We start from the raw sequence: 18446 nt of genomic DNA on the forward strand, positions 1-18446 counted from the left end.
ACAATAGCAATCTGTAACAAGGTGAATCAAGCGCCGAATAAAAAAACATCATAATAATTGCGGTGGCGCAAACCGTCGGTTGTTTAAGACGGGGAGTTGTGCACGTACCTGACGCACGCGTTCAGGTGTCACTTCCGCCATGATTAAGGCCGGCATTTCTGCCGCCGCCGCAATGGTGACGCCAAAGGGATCGATAATCCGGCTTTGCCCGATATTTTTGTTCCCGCACTCCCCTGCCGCCACCATATAACAGGTGGTATCCAGAGCACGAGCAGCAAGCAACGTTGACCAGTGGTGCTCTTTGAGCGGTCCGCGAACCCAGGCTGCCGGAAGAACCAGGATTTCTGCTCCCTGTATAGCCTGTGCCAGCGCCAGCTCCGGAAAGCGTAAGTCATAGCAGGTCATAAGACCGACCTTCATGCCTTCGACCTCCAGTAACTGGGCTATTTCATTACCTGCATCAACATGACGCGACTCCTGAATGGAAAACGCATCATAAAGATGCAATTTGGCATAACGAGCGACAATTTTTCCTGCCTGAAGAGCCACCAGCATATTCCATGCTCGCCCCGGCGTAGAGGGAACATGAATCGTCAGAATCGTCGTCATCATGTTACGTTTACTTTCCCGCAATAAACGCCCGATAAATTGGCCTTCCAGCAGCTGCGCTGATTTAACAGATAGATCCGGATCATGATCGTCCCGCGCCAGCAAGGCTTCCGGCAGGACAAACAACGAGGCGTCGTTTTCCGCCGCCTGCGCCATCAACGAGGCGCAAATTTCAGCGTTCTTTTCCCACACGGATGTAACAGCAAATTGTCCTGCGGCAACCAGCATTACCACCTCCTGCCAAAGTCGTAAAATTCGCCAACGATGATTATTCGGCGTTACACTTATCACTCATACAAATCAAATAGCAGGATTTTGCAGTGTTACAACTCCTTTTAGCAGTTTTTATTGGCGGTGGTACGGGAAGCGTGGCGAGATGGCTGTTAAGTATGCGATTTAACCCGCTGCATCAGGCGATTCCTTTGGGAACATTGGCAGCAAACCTGATCGGCGCATTCATCATAGGTATGGGATTTGCCTGGTTCAGTCGGATGACAAACATTGATCCAGTGTGGAAAGTGTTAATCACCACCGGATTTTGTGGCGGGTTGACAACCTTCTCAACATTTTCAGCAGAAGTGGTGTTTTTGTTGCAGGAAGGGCGTTTTGGTTGGGCATTACTGAACGTCTTCGTAAACCTGTTAGGTTCTTTTGCCATGACTGCACTGGCTTTCTGGTTGTTTTCAGCATCAACCGCACACTAAAGACCAAAAAAAACCCGCTGATTAAGCGGGTTTTGAATTCTTGCTGACGTATCTTACAGAGCGATTACGTTTGCAGCAGAAGGGCCTTTGGCACCGTTAGTGATTTCGAACTCTACGCGCTGACCTTCAGCAAGAGTTTTAAAACCATTAGTCTGGATTGCAGAGAAGTGTACGAACACATCTTTGCTGCCGTCTTCCGGAGTAATGAAACCGAATCCTTTGGACTCATTAAACCACTTAACGTTACCTTTAATCTTAGACATCAAAATTACCTTTACATGAAAAATAGACACAAATGCTGTGTCGGTTACCAGTACACCAATTGTGGTACGCTTTGTCCAGTGCAACTTTGCTAAAAAGTGATAAAAGTCGCGTTATTTTTGGTGATACTTGCCTTACGCTATGATTTTTAAGGGTTTTGTAAAAGCATAACTTGTCTAAAACTGAAACCGCATCCAGGCAAAGTAAACATTGCCATTGTTGTAGGTGCCAGGAATATAGGTCATCTGAAAAGTAGCCAGCTCATAGCCCACACAAACCAATGGCAGTACACCGGGACAGGTATGTCGTTCCCGTTATCACGCGTCGTTACGTACAAACCGTACCCGTTACTTTTCTCATCCCAACGCAACTGACCCAAACCGCTGCCCCACGATTTTTCGTTATAGCGATCGTTTTTTCTTTGTTATAAGCGAAAAGTGAATGCCAGGTTTTACCGAGATTCTATCTAAATGTAGTAATCCATAGATCCGTACCAGCAGAAACTTAGTCAACACGGATTCGCTCAATAAAAACAAGGGGAATTACGGCAATACATTTACTTGCGCCCATTAGTGGCCATAAAATATTTATCAGAAATCCACTGTCAGCATAGCTAAACTAAAATAAACAAACCTTAATTACTTCAACCTAAAGAACAAACTTAATATTTAATAGCGTTATACAAGAAAATATCATCAAATTATTCCGGAGACTTAAGTTGTATTTTTCTTTCATATAGCTGCTTAATCACAAAATTCATCCCAGCACGGTTCGCAATCTACAACAGAAAAAAAACCTTATTTTTTAACCAGATGAAATAATAAGTCAGCAGATAAACATCTCCTACACTCTCATCACGCGTATACAGAAAATCATTTTTTAAGTAAGAAAAGGTTCTCCCATCAAGCGATTAACAAAACTGCATCAATTACTTATCAATTAGCATACATAATCACATTGATAAATACCGGTCATAAAAACGCATTTTGTTATTCAGGTATAAAAAACAAAAACATCAATGTATTAATGGTAGCTTTTCTTGATTTTAATCAGCATTCGCCACCCATTTATTCGGCATATTTTTTCTTTAGTCTTAGGAATTTGTTATTATTTATCTTGGAGTCTGGAACAGGAAAAATTATGCTGACATTCATTGAGCTCCTTATTGGAGTTATGGTTATTGTGGGTGTAGCTCGCTACATCATTAAAGGGTACTCCGCCACCGGGGTATTATTTGCAGGTGGTCTGTTATTGCTGATTATCAGTGCCATTATGGGGCACAAAGTTTTACCTGCCAGCCAGACTTCAACGGGCTATAGTGCCACGGATATCGTTGAATACATTAAAATATTGCTGATGAGTCGCGGTGGCGACCTTGGCATGATGATCATGATGCTGTGTGGTTTTGCCGCTTATATGACCCATATCGGCGCGAACGATATGGTCGTCAAGCTGGCGTCAAAACCGCTGCAGTACATAAACTCCCCTTACCTGCTGATGATTGCCGCCTATTTTGTTGCCTGCCTGATGTCACTGGCAGTTTCCTCCGCAACGGGCCTGGGCGTTTTACTGATGGCAACGTTGTTCCCGGTCATGGTGAACGTGGGTATTAGTCGCGGCGCGGCTGCTGCCATTTGCGCCTCACCGGCGGCAATTATTCTCGCACCAACTTCTGGTGATGTGGTGCTGGCGGCGCAGGCTTCCGAAATGCCATTAATTGACTTCGCCTTCAAAACGACGCTGCCTATCTCAATTGCCGCAATTATCGGCATGGCGATAGCCCATTTTTTCTGGCAGCGTTATCTGGATAAAAAAGAGCACATCTCTCATGAAATGTTAGATGTCAGCGAAATCACTACCACCGCCCCCGCGTTTTACGCCATTCTGCCGTTCACACCGATCATTGGCGTGCTATTTTTTGACGGCAAATGGGGTCCGCAATTGCACATCATCACCATTCTGGTGATATGTATGCTGATTGCCTCCGTTCTGGAATTTATTCGCAGCTTTAATACACAAAAAGTCTTTTCTGGCCTCGAAGTGGCTTATCGCGGCATGGCTGATGCCTTCGCTAACGTGGTAATGCTATTAGTTGCTGCGGGGGTATTTGCCCAGGGACTTAGCACCATCGGTTTTATCCAGAGCCTGATCTCAATCGCTACCTCGTTTGGTTCAGCGAGCATTATCCTCATGCTGGTGTTGGTTATCCTGACGATGCTGGCGGCGGTGACTACGGGTTCCGGCAATGCGCCATTCTATGCATTTGTTGAGATGATCCCGAAACTGGCGCACTCTTCAGGCATTAACCCGGCATACCTGACTATTCCAATGCTACAGGCGTCAAACCTGGGTCGCACGATTTCGCCTGTCTCTGGCGTTGTGGTTGCGGTTGCCGGGATGGCAAAAATTTCGCCTTTTGAAGTGGTTAAACGCACCTCGGTGCCGGTGCTTGTTGGGCTGGTGATTGTCATCGTGGCTACAGAGTTGATTGTACCCGGAACAGCCGCCGCAGTTACAGGTAAATAATTCTCCTTGCCGGAGGTATGCTTCCTCCGGCACTCTCTTCAGCCACTGTGGTAAATGCGCTGCGGCCTGCCAACTTTACCGTGAACAATTTCAGCAATAACAAGATGGCGGCTGGCGCAATATTCAAGATAACGTCTGGCGGTAGTGCGACTGATGGTCAATGCCTGCGCTACCGTCTCCGCCGTATGTTGCACACCTGGCTCTTTGAAAAGTTTCCGCACTGCGTTAAGTGTCAACGCATCAATACCAGTCGGAAGATCGTCCTTCGGTTCGCCACGCGCATAAGCGTTAAACATCTCATCAATTTGCTTCTGACTGGCACTATCAATACTTTCCAGCATATGTTTACGCTGGCGAAAACGGGTCAATGTCTGTCCCAGACGCTCATAAGCAATTGGCTTGATCAGATAATCAAACACACCACAGCGTACTGCTTCAGATACCGTTTCCATATCGCTGGCAGCAGTAGTAAACACCACGTCACCGGGATAATGCGCCTGCACCAGTTCATGCAGTAAATTAATACCTCTACCGTCAGGGAGATAGTTATCCAGCAGGATAAGCCCCGGCTTAAAACGCTCGATCATCATTCGGGCCTGCGCCAGGTTTCCCGCCAGCAATATCTGACTGAATCCGGGAATATGACGAATATATTCCGCATGCATCTCTGCCAGCGGCGTTTCGTCCTCAACGATCAATAGAGTTAATGGAGCTGTCATTAGGTTTCACTTTCGGAATATAGATTGAAAATAAAGTACCGCAGGGGTCATTCTCTTCAAGAGTGATAACTCCACCGCAGCGCGTTACATAGCTGGCAATAAGATACAACCCAATGCCATGCTCACCGGGTTCATCAGCACGCGTACTGACGCCCTGCTCAAATATTTTGTCGCGCAGAGCCTCTGGGACACCGCAACCCTGATCGGCGACTTCTATCACCACATCATCGCCTTCATCACTCAAATATAACTCGACTATCTTATTCCCTTCATCGCTGCGCAAACTGGCTTCGAAAGCGTTATCGAGTAAGTTGCCCACAATCGCCGCAAACTCAGTGCTGTCCAGCCCTGGCGGCAGTTGAGAAAGCTGGCTGCCGGGGACGATTGTCATTTTTAGCCCCAGTTCGCGGGCGCGCTGTACTTTACCAAACAACAGCCCCGCCACCTGGCGATCGGCAAAGGCTTCGCGCAGACTGTCAATAAGCTGTTGCTGAGCCTGGGACTCCCCCTGAACCATCGCCAGCACGCGATCATACTCTTTCATCTGCAACAGACCATTGAGCGTAGACATCCAATTGAGATGTTCATGACGCAATGTGCGCAGGCTTTCGACATATTGTTTAATTTGCGTCAGTTGTGCATTGAGGGTGGAAATTTCGTCTTTACTACGAAAGCTGATAATTGCCCCCAGTAAATCGTCACCAGAACGAATAGCCTCCCGATTAGCAATGACGCTCAGGCCGTTAAAATTTGTCACCACATCCTGGCGTTTTTCATCAATCTGCTCGGTGAAGAAATCGGCGGGTCTGACCACCTCTGCAATGGGTTTGCCCAGCCACTGCCGCCCAGGGGAACTCAGCCCCAGCATTTTTCTTGCGTTACGGTTGATGGCGGTTATGTCACCGTGCGGATCCACTGCAATCAGCCCTTCATAAACCGAACTAAACAGCGCCTCTTGCTGACGAACAACCCGCGCAATTTGCTTCGGTTCCATCCCCATCATCTGGCGGCGGATATGTGCGGCTAAGAACCACGACAACAGCATCAGAATACCCAGCAGCACGACAAATACGCCGGCCATTGGTAATAAAAATTCGGCACGCCAGCTATCAATTTTACTGACAAGGTAACCCACCGACACCACGCCGATGACTTTGCCATCATCATCAAAGATCGGTGTTTTGGCACGCATCGCCATACCTATCGACCCTTTACCCGTGATGAAGTAGCTCTCCCCTTTCTCCAGCGCGCCGGGTTTGGTGAATTGCATAGGATAACCAATTTTCTCGGGATTAGGATGGTAAAGGCGGATCGAGTTGCGGTCACCTATCACCACATAGTCAAAATCAGTATCTCTTTGTAATTTATCGGCAATGGTCGCCAGCCGTTTGTAATTACGCGCTTTAACCGCCGTGATGATGCTGTCATTGGAGGCAATAATTTTCGCCTGATTCATTGCCATATCGCGCACATGAAGCGTTAAATAGTCCTCAAAACTGGCCGTAAAATATTGCGCCAGTGCTGCGATGACAAATATTGAGAACACCAGAATCAGCAGGAAGATACGCAACGGAAATGCCAGTCGTTCGAAAAAAGCAAACTGTTTATTCTCATTAAACTGCAACATTGTTTTCCTTGCGGGGTAAACCCTGTCTTTTGGTGAATGTAATTAAAATGTTGAATCTCGATATATAAAAATCAAATATGATCGTGGCAAAATTCATTCATTAAATCAATTAAATAACTTAAAACCACGCACTAATCCGCAATTACATTAATTAAAAAACTTAAAACCATTAAATAAATAAAAAACCACTAACTCTATGTGAAATAAATCAAAATTTCACGCCACAATACTCCTTAGGATGTATGGCAAAAGGAGAAACAGATATACCTCGCTCGCTGCCCTTTCTCCCAACTGAAAATAAAAGGTTATCAGTTTGCAACACTGACTAACATTCATTGCAAATTGATAACAACACATACCTTCAGGATATGACTTATTATGTTCGGCAATGATATTTTCACCCGGGTAAAACGTTCAGAAAATAAAAAAATGGCAGAAATTGCCCAATTTCTGCATGACAATAATTTGAGCGTTGACACAACAGTCGAAGTATTTATTACCGTAACCCGCAATGAAAAGCTTATCGCTTGCGGTGGAATCGCCGGAAATATTATTAAGTGCGTCGCTATCAGCGAATCTGTTCGCGGTGAAGGACTGGCGCTGACATTAGCCACCGAACTGATAAACCTCGCCTATGAACGGCACAGCACGCATCTGTTTATTTATACCAAAACCGAATACGAGGCGCTGTTCCGCCAGTGCGGTTTTTACACGCTGACCAGCGTACCAGGCGTGATGGTGTTGATGGAAAACAGTGCCACACGTCTGAAACGCTATGCCGAGTCACTAAAAAAATTTCGTCATGAAGGGAACAAAATTGGCTGCATTGTGATGAACGCCAATCCCTTTACTAACGGTCACCGTTATCTGATTCAACAGGCAGCGGCACAGTGTGACTGGCTGCATCTGTTTTTAGTCAAAGAAGATTCTTCGCGCTTTCCCTATGAAGACCGGCTGGATCTGGTGTTGAAAGGCACCGCCGATATTCCGCGCCTGACCGTGCATCGCGGCTCCGAATACATCATCTCCCGCGCCACGTTCCCCTGCTACTTCATTAAAGAACAGAGCGTCATTAACCATTGCTACACCGAAATTGATCTGAAGATTTTCCGTCAGTACCTCGCTCCAGCATTGGGCGTTACCCATCGCTTTGTCGGTACTGAACCTTATTGCCGCGTGACCGCCCAGTACAACCAGGATATGCGCTACTGGCTGGAAACACCGACTATCTCCGCACCGCCCATTGAACTGGTTGAAATTGAGCGGCTGCGTTACCAGGAGATGCCGATATCCGCTTCCCGGGTACGCCAACTGCTGGTGAAAAACGATCTCACGGCTATCGCGCCGCTGGTTCCGGCAGCCACGCTGCATTACTTGCAGAATCTGCTTGAACACTCCCGTCAGGACGCGGCAGCTCGTCAAAAGACCCCCGCATGAGAAACAGGTGAAAAATGAAAATAAACCAGCCCGCCGTTGCAGGCACCCTTGAGTCTGGGGATGTGATGATACGCATCGCCCCGCTCGATACGCAGGATATCGACCTGCAAATCAACAGCAGCGTTGAGAAACAGTTTGGTGATGCGATTCGCACCACCATCCTGGACGTTCTCGCCCGCTATAACGTGCGCGGCGTACAGCTGAATGTCGATGACAAAGGCGCACTGGACTGCATTTTACGTGCACGACTGGAAGCCCTGCTGGCGCGCGCCAGCGGTATCCCGGCTCTGCCATGGGAGGATTGCCAATGATTTCCGCTTCGCTGCAACAACGTAAAACCCGCACCCGCCGCAGCATGTTGTTTGTGCCTGGCGCTAATGCCGCGATGGTCAGCAACTCTTTCATCTACCCGGCTGATGCCTTGATGTTTGACCTCGAAGACTCCGTGGCGCTGCGTGAAAAAGACACCGCTCGCCGCATGGTCTACCACGCACTGCAACATCCTCTGTATCGCGACATTGAAACCATTGTGCGTGTAAACGCGCTGGATTCCGAATGGGGTGTTAACGACCTGGAAGCTGTCGTTCGCGGCGGTGCAGACGTTGTGCGTCTGCCGAAAACTGATACCGCTCAGGATGTGCTGGATATCGAAAAAGAGATCCTGCGTATTGAAAAAGCCTGTGGACGCGAACCGGGCAGCACCGGTTTGCTGGCGGCAATTGAATCTCCGCTGGGTATTACCCGCGCGGTAGAAATCGCTCACGCATCTGAACGTTTAATCGGTATCGCGCTGGGCGCGGAAGACTACGTGCGTAACCTGCGCACTGAACGCTCACCGGAAGGTACGGAACTGCTGTTCGCTCGCTGCTCCATTTTGCAAGCCGCGCGCTCTGCCGGTATCCAGGCGTTCGATACCGTCTATTCCGACGCCAACAACGAAGCCGGATTCCTGCAAGAAGCCGCCCACATCAAACAGCTGGGCTTTGACGGCAAATCGCTGATCAACCCGCGTCAGATTGATCTGCTCCACAACCTCTACGCACCAACCCAGAAAGAAGTGGATCACGCACGCCGCGTCGTAGAAGCCGCTGAAGCCGCCGCTCGCGAAGGCCTCGGTGTGGTTTCCCTGAACGGCAAGATGGTTGACGGTCCGGTTATCGATCGTGCCCGTCTGGTGCTCTCCCGCGCAGAACTTTCCGGCATCCGCGAAGAATAAGGCAATCAAAATGACGCAGAAAATTGAACAATCTCAACGACAAGAACGGGTAGCGGCCTGGAATCGTCGCGCTGAATGCGATCTTGCCGCTTTCCAGAACTCGCCAAAGCAAACCTACCAGGCTGAAAAAGCGCGCGATCGCAAACTGTGCGCCAACCTGGAAGACGCTATTCGTCGTTCTGGTTTAAAGGACGGCATGACCGTCTCCTTCCACCACGCTTTCCGTGGCGGTGACCTGACCGTCAATATGGTGATGGACGTCATCGCGAAGATGGGCTTTAAAAACCTGACACTGGCGTCCAGCTCTTTGAGCGACTGCCATGCACCGCTGGTAGAACATATTCGTCAGGGAGTGGTCACCCGCATTTATACCTCTGGTCTGCGCGGCCCACTGGCGGAAGAAATCTCCCGTGGTCTGCTGGCTGAACCGGTACAAATCCACTCTCACGGCGGTCGTGTACATCTGGTACAGAGCGGTGAACTGAATATCGACGTTGCTTTTCTCGGCGTCCCGTCCTGTGATGCATTCGGTAATGCCAACGGTTACACCGGTAAAGCCTGCTGCGGCTCCCTCGGCTATGCGATGGTCGATGCCGACAATGCGAAACAAGTAGTCATGCTCACCGAGGAACTGCTGCCTTATCCGCATAACCCGGCCAGTATTGAACAGGATCAGGTTGATCTGATCGTCAAAGTTGATCGCGTTGGCGATGCCGCAAAAATCGGCGCAGGCGCGACCCGTATGACCACTAACCCGCGCGAACTGCTGATTGCCCGCAGCGCAGCAGATGTGATTGTCAACTCTGGCTACTTCAAAGAAGGTTTTTCCATGCAGACAGGCACCGGCGGCGCTTCGCTTGCGGTAACCCGTTTTCTGGAAGACAAAATGCGTAGCCGCGATATTCGCGCCGACTTCGCCCTCGGCGGCATTACCGCAACGATGGTTGATCTGCACGAAAAAGGGCTGATCCGCAAACTGCTGGATGTGCAGAGCTTTGACAGCCACGCTGCGCAATCGCTGGCTCGTAACCCGAATCATATCGAAATCAGCGCCAACCAGTACGCCAACTGGGGTTCGAAAGGTGCATCGGTTGATCGTCTCGACGTGGTGGTACTGAGCGCGCTGGAAATTGACACCCAGTTCAACGTCAACGTGCTGACTGGCTCTGACGGCGTACTGCGTGGCGCTTCCGGCGGTCACTGCGATACCGCGATTGCATCCGCCCTTTCCATCATCGTCGCACCGCTGGTGCGCGGTCGTATTCCGACTCTGGTGGATAACGTGCTGACCTGCATCACCCCGGGTTCCAGCGTCGATATCCTGGTTACCGACCACGGTATCGCTGTTAACCCGGCACGTCCTGAACTGGCAGAACGTCTGCAGGAAGCGGGCATTAAAGTGGTTTCCATTGAGTGGCTGCGCGAACGTGCGCGTCTGTTGACCGGTGAACCACAGCCGATTGAATTCACCGACCGCGTCGTTGCCGTCGTGCGTTACCGCGATGGCTCAGTGATTGATGTTGTACATCAGGTGAAGGAATAAGCCATGCACCTGCTCCCTGAACTCGCCAGCCACCATGCGGTTTCGATTCCCGAGTTGCTCATCAGCCGGGATGAAAGGCAAGCACGGCAACACGCCTGGCTCAAGCGCCATCCTGTTCCACTGGTCTCCTTTACCGTGGTTGCGCCTGGGCCGATTAAAGACAGCGAGGTCACACGCCGGATTTTTAATCATGGTGTGACTGCCCTGCGTGCTTTAGCCGCAAAACAGGGCTGGCAAATTCAGGAGCAGGCTGCACTGGTTTCCGCCAGCGGGCCGGAGGGCATGTTGAGCATTGCCGTACCGGCTCGCGACCTCAAGCTCGCCACCATTGAGCTTGAACATAGTCATGCTCTTGGACGTTTGTGGGATATCGATGTCCTGACGCCCGAAGGCGAAATTCTCTCCCGCCGCAATTATTCACTGCCGCCTCGCCGCTGCCTGTTGTGCGAGCAAAGTGCGGCAGTTTGTGCGCGTGGGAAAACCCACCAACTGACCGATTTACTCAACCGTATGGAGGCGCTGCTGAACGATGTCGATACCTGCAACGTCAACTAAAACCACAAAGCTTGCGACGTCATTAATCAATGACTACGCCCTGCTGGGCTGGCGCGCCATGCTGACTGAAGTCAATCTGTCACCGAAACCCGGTCTCGTGGATCGCATTAACTGCGGTGCGCACAAAGATATGTCGCTGGAAGATTTCCACCGTAGCGCGCTGGCGATTCAGGGCTGGCTACCACGTTTCATTGAATTTGGTGCCTGTAGTGCAGAAATGGCACCAGAATCAGTACTCAGCGGATTACGCCCAATTGGTATGGCCTGCGAAGGCGATATGTTCCGCGCTACCGCTGGTGTAAACACCCATAAAGGCAGTATTTTTTCTTTAGGGCTGATGTGTGCGGCAATTGGTCGTTTGCTTCAGCTCAACCAGCCGGTAACGCCCAAAACCGTTTGTGCGACGGCAGCCAGTTTCTGCCATGGTCTGATCGATCGCGAACTGCGCACCAATAATCCACAACTGACGGCAGGTCAACGGTTATACCAGCAGCTTGGCCTTACCGGTGCACGCGGTGAAGCCGAAGCGGGTTACCCGCTGGTTACCAACCGCGCCCTCCCGCACTACCTCACACTGCTGGATCAGGGGTTAGATCCTGAACTGGCATTGCTCGATACCTTATTGCTACTGATGGCGATCAACGGCGATACCAACGTCGCATCGCGCGGTGGCGAGGGGGGCCTGCGCTGGCTACAGCGCCAGGCGCAAACATTATTGCAAAAAGGGGGCATCCGAACCCCCGCCGATCTCGATTATCTCCGGCAGTTCGACAGGGAGTGTATCGAACGAAATCTCAGTCCAGGCGGCAGCGCCGACCTGCTGATCCTTACCTGGTTTTTAGCACAGATTTAATAATTTAAGCACTTGATAAATTTGGAAATATTAATTTTCGGAGAACCCGTATGTCTTTAGCAAAAGATAAGATATGGAAATTATTGGCCCCACTGGTGGTGATGGGCGTCATGTTTCTTATCCCTGTACCCGACGGTATGCCGCCGCAGGCATGGCATTACTTCGCCGTGTTTGTGGCAATGATTGTCGGCATGATCCTCGAGCCAATTCCGGCAACGGCGATCAGTTTTATTGCAGTGACTATTTGCGTTATTGGCAGTAATTACTTGCTCTTTGACGCCAAAGAATTAGCTGACCCCGCTTTTAATGCCCAAAAACAGGCGCTGAAATGGGGACTGGCTGGTTTTTCCAGTACCACTGTCTGGCTGGTATTTGGCGCATTTATCTTTGCATTAGGGTATGAAGTTTCCGGATTAGGCCGTCGTATTGCCCTTTTCCTGGTGAAATTCATGGGTAAACGCACGCTGACGTTGGGTTATGCAATTGTCATTATTGACATCCTGCTGGCTCCGTTTACACCGTCTAACACCGCACGTACCGGGGGTACGGTTTTCCCGGTCATTAAAAACCTGCCGCCGCTGTTTAAATCATTCCCGAACGATCCGTCCGCGCGTCGTATTGGCGGCTATTTAATGTGGATGATGGTCATCAGTACCAGCCTTAGCTCCTCCATGTTTGTCACCGGCGCGGCACCGAACGTGCTGGGTCTGGAGTTCGTCAGCAAAATTGCCGGTATCCAGATTAGCTGGTTGCAGTGGTTCCTCTGCTTCCTGCCTGTTGGGGTTATCTTACTTATCATTGCACCGTGGCTTTCCTACGTGCTGTACAAACCGGAAATCACACACAGTGAAGAAGTGGCAACCTGGGCGGGTGATGAACTAAAAACCATGGGTGCGCTAACACGCAGAGAGTGGACGCTGATTGGCCTGGTACTGCTCAGCTTAGGTTTGTGGGTATTTGGCAGCGAAGTGATTAACGCCACTGCGGTTGGCCTGCTGGCAGTTTCGCTGATGCTGGCGCTGCACGTTGTGCCGTGGAAAGACATTACCCGCTATAACAGCGCATGGAACACGCTGGTTAACCTGGCAACGCTGGTTGTCATGGCTAATGGCCTGACCCGTTCTGGCTTTATCGACTGGTTCGCCAGCACCATGAGTACGCACCTGGAAGGTTTCTCACCAAACGCAACAGTGATTGTACTGGTTCTGGTCTTCTACTTTGCGCACTACCTGTTTGCCAGCCTGTCTGCGCATACCGCAACTATGCTGCCAGTCATTCTGGCCGTCGGTAAAGGGATTCCGGGCGTACCAATGGAACAACTGTGTATCCTGCTGGTGCTGTCTATCGGTATCATGGGCTGTCTGACGCCGTATGCAACCGGTCCTGGGGTGATTATTTACGGCTGTGGCTATGTGAAATCGAAAGATTACTGGCGTCTTGGCGCTATCTTCGGGGTGATTTATATTGCCATGCTGCTTCTGGTAGGCTGGCCGATTCTCGCCATGTGGAACTAATACGTTCGTCAAACGCTGAATAAATCATCACGCCCGCCAGGTAACCCCACCTGGCGGGCTTTTTTATGATTTAATAGATAGTATTCAGTGTATGTATGAGTTCCACACCCATTATGAAAGCATTCTGGCGTAACGCCGCTTTACTGACGGCTTCTCTGCTCTCCTTATCTTCTGTCAACGCCGCTGCGTTGCAGGCAAAACAGTATGGCGATTTTGACCGCTATGTCCTGGCTCTCTCCTGGCAAACAGGATTTTGCCAGAGTCAACACGATCGAAATCGTAACGAACGAGATGAATGTCGCCTGCAAACCGAAACGACCAACAAAGCTGATTTTCTGACCGTACATGGCCTGTGGCCGGGGTTGCCAAAATCAGTCGCAGCGCGTGGCGTTGATGAACGCCGCTGGATGCGCTTCGGATGCGCCACTCGTCCAATCCCGAACTTGCCGGAAACTCGCGCCAGCCGGATGTGTTCATCACCGGAAACCGGGTTATCGCTGGAAACCGCAGCTAAACTGAGTGAAGTTATGCCAGGGGCTGGCGGACGCTCCTGTCTGGAACGTTACGAATACGCGAAACATGGTGCCTGTTTTGGTTTTGACCCGGACGCTTATTTCGGCACGATGGTGCGTCTGAATCAAGAAATTAAAGAGAGCACAGCCGGAAAATTCCTTGCGGATAACTACGGTAAAACCGTAAGCCGCAGTGACTTTGACGCGGCCTTTGCCAAAAGTTGGGGGAAAGAGAACGTCAAAGCGGTCAAGTTAACGTGCCAGGGTAACCCGGCGTATTTGACTGAAATCCAGATTTCGATAAAAGCTGACGCCATCAACGCACCGCTCTCAGCAAACTCATTCTTACCACAACCACACCCTGGCAACTGTGGCAAAGCCTTTGTGATTGATAAAGTGGGTTATTAATCATCTGATCTGTAAAACGTCGTCGCGCGTTTTACGTAAAACATGATGGTTAATATATATACATAATGCGCTGCATTGAGGAATTACCTGAATGTGACGTATATCACTTCAAAGAGTGAGCAACAGTCAGTATCATCATATGAGTTAAACCCTCGCCGCCTGACGGTGAGGGTTTTCTTTTGGGTATGTTTATCTGCGACACTCGCAGTACCGACGACATGGAGTAAAAATGTCCAGACCAACTATCATCATTAACGACCTGGATGCCGAACGCATCGATATTCTGCTGGAGCAACCCGCCTATGCCGGTTTGCCAATCGCCGACGCGTTAAACGCAGAGTTGGATCGCGCCCAAATGTGTCGGCCAGAAGAGATGCCACACGACGTGGTGACGATGAACAGCCGGGTAAAATTCCGCAATCTTAGCGATGGCGAAGTGCGTGTACGCACACTGGTGTATCCGGCCAAAATGACCGACAGCAATACTCAGCTTTCCGTGATGGCTCCGGTGGGTGCCGCACTGCTGGGACTTCGCGTTGGCGATACCATTCACTGGGAACTTCCGGGCGGCACCGCAACCCACCTTGAAGTGCTGGAACTCGAATACCAGCCTGAAGCCGCTGGCGACTACCTGCTTTAATCCCATCTGCACAAGCGTTTACTCGCTTTGCCCAGAGGATGCATCCGCATCCTCTTTCTGTTCAAATATCAACCAGACTTATCATTTTGCTCTTCCCCGCTACGTTCTAATCTGAACTGGTTATCAACCTGCGGACTCCATTATGAGTGAAGCTCTTGGTATTACAGTGTTTTATATTTTCATCGCGGCAATACTCGTTGTCGCGGTGCTATACCTTGAGCAACACTGGTAGTGTTTATGTGAATATATTTTACCAATCAATACTTAATAGATATAAAATCAACGTCGCAAATCACAGAACTGCAATCAATAATGTGATGTTATGTATTCATGCAACAGCAAGGAGAGAATGCTTATGTACAAAACAATCATTATGCCGGTAGACGTATTTGAAATGGAATTAAGCGACAAAGCCGTTCGTCATGCTGAATTTCTCGCCCAGGATGATGGTGTAATTCATTTACTCCATGTATTACCTGGCGCCGCAAGCCTTAGTCTGCACCGTTTTGCTGCCGATGTGCGTCGTTTCGAAGAGCATTTGCAACATGAGGCGGAAGAACGCCTGCAGACAATGGTTGGTCATTTCAATATTGATCCCTCCCGTATCAAAACTCATGTACGTTTTGGTAGCGTGCGAGATGAGGTGAACGAGTTAGCCAAAGAACTGAATGCAGATGTCGTGGTTATCGGTTCGCGTAATCCATCAATTTCAACTCATCTGTTAGGATCTAATGCTTCCAGTGTGATCCGCCACACCAACCTGCCTGTATTAGTCGTTCGTTAACAGATTAACGTATTTATGATGCCCTGCCCGGAGCAATCCCGGCAGGTTTTTTATAACGAAAAAAAGCCGCCAGATTTGACCCCGGCGGCTAAACAATAGCAGGTGAATCTTACTTCTTCTTATGCAGTTTTGGTGCGAATCAGGTAGTCAAAGGCGCTCAGAGAGGCTTTGGCACCTTCGCCAGTGGCGATGATGATCTGCTTGTACGGAACAGTCGTACAGTCACCAGCAGCAAACACACCTTTAACGTTGGTTTCGCATTTCGCATCGATGATGATTTCACCCATGCGGTTACGTTCTACTGCGCCTTCCAGCCAGTTAGTGTTCGGCAGCAGACCGATCTGGACGAAAATACCGGCCAGTTCGATGTTGTGAATATCGCCGCTAACACGGTCGCGATATTCAAGGCCGGTCACTTTGCTGCCGTCGCCTTTTACTTCAGTGGTTTGCGCGTTCAGAATGATATCGACGTTTTTCAGGCTGCGCAGTTTGTCCTGCAATACCTGGTCTGCCTTCATTTCCGGAGCAAACTCAAGCAGGGTTACGTGTTCAACAATACCTGCCAGGTCGATTGCCGCTTCCACACCGGAGTTACCGCCGCCAATCACCGCCACACGTTTGCCTTTAAACAGCGGGCCATCGCAGTGCGGGCAGTAGGTTACGCCCTTAGTGCGATACTGATCTTCACCAGGTACATTCATGTTGCGCCATTTCGCGCCGGTCGCCACGATAATGCTGCGTGCTTTCAGCGCCGCCCCGGAGGCCGTTTCAATCTGATGCAGCCCGCCTTCAACCGCCGCAGGAATCAGTTTGCTCGCGCTCTGGCTGTCGATTACATCAACATCGTATTCATCAACGTGAACTTTCAGCGCACCAGCCAGTTTCTGGCCTTCGGTTTTCGGTACGGAGATGTAGTTTTCGATATCGACGGTATCGAGGATCTGACCGCCAAAACGTTCGCCCATCAGACCGGTACGAATGCCTTTACGTGCGGAATAAATGGCCGCCGCTGCACCTGCCGGGCCGGAACCGACGATTAATACGTCATAAGCATCACGTTTGTTCAGTTCTTCTGCCGCACGTTTTTCCGCACCCGTATCGATTTTGGCAACGATTTCGGAAATAGTCATACGACCCTGACCAAACTCTTTACCATTCACGAACACAGCCGGAACGCCCATCACATTGCGATCGGTAATTTCGTTCTGGAACGTACCGCCATCAATCGCCGTGTGCTTAATGCGCGGGTTCAGTACGCTCATCAGGTTCAGCGCCTGCACCACGTCCGGGCAATTATGGCAGGAGAGCGAATAATAAGTTTCAAATTCAAAATCACCGTCGATATGGCGAATCTGCTCCAGCAAAGATTGTGCTTCTTTCGACGGATGACCGCCGGTCCACAACAGCGCCAGTACCAGCGAGGTAAACTCGTGACCCAGCGGGGAACCTGCAAAGCGCGGCCCCTGGTTGGAACCTGGATTGGTGATCAGAAATGACGGCTTACGCACCGGCAAGCTGTTATCTTCTTTAAAGGTGACTTTGTCTGACAGTTCAGCGATTTCAGCCAACAGTTCCTTGATTTCTGCCGATTTTGCGCTGTCATCCAGCGTGGCAATTAACTCAACAGGCTTTGTCAATTTCTCAAGGTAAGCCTTGAGTTGAGTTTTCATATTTGTGTCGAGCATGTTTATCTCCTGGGCTTTAAACATCATCATGCAAGCGGCCTCATCGGCTACCTGGATGCAGCTTGCATCATGGTGCGGGGAAGAAAATCGGGTGCCGCAGCACCCGAAGAATTAGGTGAATTTCCGAAGTATTTCACGCCAGAGCAAGGCGGCTAGCCTGTGAATCCCCGGAAGCTTACACAAGTAAGTGACCGGGGTGAGCGGGCGACGCCAACGCCGCTATGGCGTGAAAGACGAAGGAAATTTAGATTTTACCAACCAGGTCCAGGGACGGAGCCAGAGTTGCTTCACCTTCTTTCCATTTAGCCGGGCAAACTTCACCTGGGTGAGAAGCCACGTACTGTGCTGCTTTGATTTTACGCAGCAGGTCAGACGCGTCACGGCCAATGCCTTCAGCGGTAACTTCGATAGCCTGGATGATACCCTGCGGGTCAACAACGAAGGTAGCACGGTCAGCCAGACCTTCATCTTCACGCATGTTGTCGAAGTTACGGGTCAGGGCGCCAGTCGGGTCGCCGATCATCGCATATTTGATTTTAGCGATGGTTTCAGAGCTGCTGTGCCATGCTTTGTGGGTGAAGTGAGTATCGGTAGATACTGCGTATACGTCTACGCCCAGTTTCTGCAGTTCTTCGTAGTGGTCAGCAACGTCGCCCAGTTCGGTCGGGCATACAAAAGTAAAGTCAGCCGGGTAGAAGAAGAAGACGCTCCAGCGGCCTTCGGTATCTTTTTCGGTGATTTCAATGAATTCGCCGTTTTTGAATGCCTGGTTTTTAAAAGGTTTAATTTTGGTGTTAATCAAGGACATCTATACTTCCTCCGTGTTTTCGATGTGATGTAAGGTAACCAATTT

General features: G+C 50.0%; 19 protein-coding genes and 1 pseudogene. 13 read left to right on the plus strand and 7 right to left on the minus strand.

Annotated features, from left to right (window positions below):
• Positions 1–48: 48 nt before the first annotated feature.
• Positions 49–837, minus strand: coding sequence for a deaminated glutathione amidase (locus tag LG381_RS19880; RefSeq protein WP_225762820.1), 789 nt, complete (start codon positions 835–837; stop codon positions 49–51).
• A 92-nt stretch (positions 838–929) separates the two neighbouring features.
• Here LG381_RS19880 and crcB point away from each other — a divergent pair, with 92 nt between their 5' ends.
• Positions 930–1313 carry a fluoride efflux transporter CrcB gene (crcB, locus tag LG381_RS19885; RefSeq protein WP_000939738.1) on the plus strand — a complete coding sequence of 128 codons (384 nt, stop codon included), beginning with the start codon at positions 930–932 and terminating at the stop codon, positions 1311–1313.
• Between the two features lie 53 nt (positions 1314–1366).
• On the opposite strand, the gene cspE is transcribed toward crcB, so the two are convergent.
• Positions 1367–1576: a transcription antiterminator/RNA stability regulator CspE gene (gene cspE / locus LG381_RS19890; protein WP_000034825.1), complete on the minus strand. Its 210-nt coding sequence runs from the start codon at positions 1574–1576 to the stop codon at positions 1367–1369.
• 174 nt (positions 1577–1750) lie between these two features.
• Positions 1751–1965 (minus strand): annotated as a pseudogene (gene pagP / locus LG381_RS22410) (lipid IV(A) palmitoyltransferase PagP); the annotation flags it as partial.
• A 749-nt stretch (positions 1966–2714) separates the two neighbouring features.
• Here pagP and dcuC point away from each other — a divergent pair.
• The gene (dcuC, locus tag LG381_RS19900) at positions 2715–4100 is read left to right on the plus strand and encodes an anaerobic C4-dicarboxylate transporter DcuC (protein ID WP_000955045.1); all 1386 of its coding nucleotides are present in this window, start codon (positions 2715–2717) and stop codon (positions 4098–4100) included.
• Between the two features lie 38 nt (positions 4101–4138).
• Here the strand turns inward: dcuC and dpiA are convergent, their stop codons facing one another.
• Together dpiA and dpiB are read right to left on the minus strand one after the other, a co-directional pair.
• On the minus strand, positions 4139–4819 hold the full coding sequence (dpiA, locus tag LG381_RS19905) for a two-component response regulator DpiA (protein ID WP_000126493.1): 681 nt from the start codon (positions 4817–4819) through the stop codon (positions 4139–4141).
• Positions 4788–6446, minus strand: coding sequence for a sensor histidine kinase DpiB (dpiB, locus tag LG381_RS19910; protein WP_000938911.1), 1659 nt, complete (start codon positions 6444–6446; stop codon positions 4788–4790). Before dpiB ends, dpiA begins: the two co-directional genes overlap by 32 nt.
• A 378-nt stretch (positions 6447–6824) precedes the next feature.
• On the opposite strand from dpiB, the gene citC reads away from it, so the two are divergent.
• The 11 genes from citC to uspG all read left to right on the plus strand — a co-directional run bounded on the left by citC (position 6825) and on the right by uspG (position 15908).
• A complete protein-coding gene (gene citC, locus LG381_RS19915; protein WP_225762821.1) occupies positions 6825–7883 on the plus strand; it encodes a [citrate (pro-3S)-lyase] ligase in 1059 nt (352 codons plus the stop codon).
• A gap of 14 nt (positions 7884–7897) precedes the next feature.
• Entirely contained in the window at positions 7898–8194 is a 297-nt protein-coding gene (gene citD, locus LG381_RS19920; RefSeq protein ID WP_000700703.1) for a citrate lyase acyl carrier protein, read from the plus strand.
• Positions 8191–9099 (plus strand): citrate (pro-3S)-lyase subunit beta, encoded by a 909-nt coding sequence (gene citE, locus LG381_RS19925; protein WP_000622357.1) that lies wholly within the window; start codon positions 8191–8193, stop codon positions 9097–9099. Before citD ends, citE begins: the two co-directional genes overlap by 4 nt.
• A gap of 10 nt (positions 9100–9109) precedes the next feature.
• Entirely contained in the window at positions 9110–10642 is a 1533-nt protein-coding gene (gene citF, locus LG381_RS19930) for a citrate lyase subunit alpha (protein ID WP_225762822.1), read from the plus strand.
• A gap of 3 nt (positions 10643–10645) precedes the next feature.
• Positions 10646–11197: a citrate lyase holo-[acyl-carrier protein] synthase gene (gene citX, locus LG381_RS19935; protein ID WP_225762823.1), complete on the plus strand. Its 552-nt coding sequence runs from the start codon at positions 10646–10648 to the stop codon at positions 11195–11197.
• The gene (gene citG, locus LG381_RS19940) at positions 11172–12050 is read left to right on the plus strand and encodes a triphosphoribosyl-dephospho-CoA synthase CitG (RefSeq protein ID WP_225762824.1); all 879 of its coding nucleotides are present in this window, start codon (positions 11172–11174) and stop codon (positions 12048–12050) included. Before citX ends, citG begins: the two co-directional genes overlap by 26 nt.
• 50 nt (positions 12051–12100) lie before the next feature.
• Positions 12101–13564, plus strand: coding sequence for a citrate/succinate antiporter CitT (gene citT, locus LG381_RS19945; protein ID WP_000050310.1), 1464 nt, complete (start codon positions 12101–12103; stop codon positions 13562–13564).
• 113 nt (positions 13565–13677) lie between these two features.
• Entirely contained in the window at positions 13678–14484 is an 807-nt protein-coding gene (rna, locus tag LG381_RS19950) for a ribonuclease I (RefSeq protein WP_225762998.1), read from the plus strand.
• 229 nt (positions 14485–14713) lie between these two features.
• Complete coding sequence (gene rnk / locus LG381_RS19955; protein WP_000089725.1) at positions 14714–15124, plus strand: nucleoside diphosphate kinase regulator; 411 nt, start codon at positions 14714–14716, stop codon at positions 15122–15124.
• A 142-nt stretch (positions 15125–15266) separates the two neighbouring features.
• Complete coding sequence (yldA, locus tag LG381_RS22455) at positions 15267–15356, plus strand: small membrane protein YldA (protein ID WP_016159109.1); 90 nt, start codon at positions 15267–15269, stop codon at positions 15354–15356.
• Between the two features lie 123 nt (positions 15357–15479).
• A complete protein-coding gene (uspG, locus tag LG381_RS19960) occupies positions 15480–15908 on the plus strand; it encodes a universal stress protein UspG (protein ID WP_010346594.1) in 429 nt (142 codons plus the stop codon).
• Between the two features lie 119 nt (positions 15909–16027).
• On the opposite strand, the gene ahpF is transcribed toward uspG, so the two are convergent.
• Positions 16028–17593: an alkyl hydroperoxide reductase subunit F gene (gene ahpF / locus LG381_RS19965; protein WP_225762825.1), complete on the minus strand. Its 1566-nt coding sequence runs from the start codon at positions 17591–17593 to the stop codon at positions 16028–16030.
• 244 nt (positions 17594–17837) lie between these two features.
• On the minus strand, positions 17838–18401 hold the full coding sequence (gene ahpC / locus LG381_RS19970) for an alkyl hydroperoxide reductase subunit C (protein WP_000052796.1): 564 nt from the start codon (positions 18399–18401) through the stop codon (positions 17838–17840).
• Positions 18402–18446: the final 45 nt, after the last annotated feature.

The sequence above is a fragment of the Escherichia sp. Marseille-Q3837 genome, assembly GCF_916618735.1.
Lineage (GTDB): Bacteria > Pseudomonadota > Gammaproteobacteria > Enterobacterales > Enterobacteriaceae > Escherichia > Escherichia ruysiae.